Here is a 1,263-nt window from a genome sequence, read left to right on the forward strand (position 1 = left end):
GGGACTGCTGCACGGATAGGTGACAACCGAGATGGCTTGCCGAGAGGTGGGCCTGAGAGGATGTCGCTGTGCCCAAGCCCTACCCGCGTGAGTTCCGCGACGACGTTGTGCGGGTCGCTCGCAACCGCGACGATGGTGTGACGCTCGAGCAGATCGCCGCCGATTTCGGGATCCACCCGATGACGCTGTCGAAATGGATGCGCCAAGCCGACGTCGACGAGGGCACCAAGCCCGGCACCAGCAGCAGCGAGTCTGCCGAGTTGCGGGCGGCGAAACGGCGAATCCGTTTGCTGGAGCAGGAGAACGAGGTCCTCAAACGGGCTGCCGCCTATTTCGCCCAGGCGAACCTGCCGGGAAAATGATCTACCCGCTCGTCCGTGAGTTGGCCGCCGACGGGATTCCCGTCACGGTGACGTGCCGGGTGCTGGGACTGGCCCGTCAGCCCTATTACCGGTGGCTGGCCGAACCGGTCACCGACGCCGAACTCGAGCAGGCGTATCGGGCCAACGCGCTGTTCGACGCTCACCGCGACGACCCCGAGTTCGGCTATCGGTTCCTCGCCGACGAGGCCCGCGCGGCCGGTGAACCGATGGCCGACCGCACCGCCTGGCGGATCTGCTCGGCCCGGGGCTGGTGGAGCGCATTCGGCAAGAAGCGTCGCGGCAAGGGAAAGACCGGCCCACCAGTCCACGATGATCTGGTTCAACGAAACTTCACCGCCGAAGGCCCAAATCGGTTGTGGCTGGTCGATATCAGCGAGCACCAGACCGGCGAAGGCAAGCTTTACATTTGCGCGGTCAAGGATGTCTATTCCAACCGGATCGTCGGTTACTCCATCGACTCACGCATGAAATCCGCACTTGCTGTCCGCGCTCTGAACAGCGCGGTGGCCCGACGCGGCGACGTGGCCGGCTGCATTCTTCATTCCGACCGCGGATCGCAATTTCGCAGCCGGAAGTTCGTCCGTGCCCTCGACCGGCACGGCATGGTCGGATCGATGGGCCGCGTCGGCGCGGCCGGTGACAACGCGGCTATGGAGAGTTTCTTCGCGCTACTGCAGAAGAATGTCCTCGATCGCCGATCCTGGTGCAGCCGTGGAGAATTACGCATCGCGATTGTCACCTGGATCGAGCGGACCTACCACCGCCGCCGACGGCAGAGCACCCTCGGCCGTTTGACGCCAATCGAATACGAGACCATCATGACCCCACCGGCCAGTCAGGCCGCGTGATCGAACCTGTCACCCGATCGTGCAGCAGTCCC

1 protein-coding gene is annotated in these 1,263 nt (G+C 64.5%); it reads left to right on the top strand.

Annotated elements, in window-relative coordinates:
- Nucleotides 1-68 precede the first annotated feature (68 nt).
- A protein-coding gene (locus tag ABZV58_RS34550) for an IS3 family transposase (RefSeq protein WP_355004399.1) occupies nucleotides 69-1,231 on the top strand; the annotation gives its coding sequence in 2 pieces (ribosomal slippage) (nucleotides 69-353 and nucleotides 356-1,231; 1,161 coding nt in all).
- Nucleotides 1,232-1,263: the final 32 nt, after the last annotated feature.

It is taken from the genome of Nocardia sp. NPDC004654 (genome assembly GCF_040609595.1).
Classification (GTDB): Bacteria; Actinomycetota; Actinomycetes; order Mycobacteriales; family Mycobacteriaceae; genus Nocardia.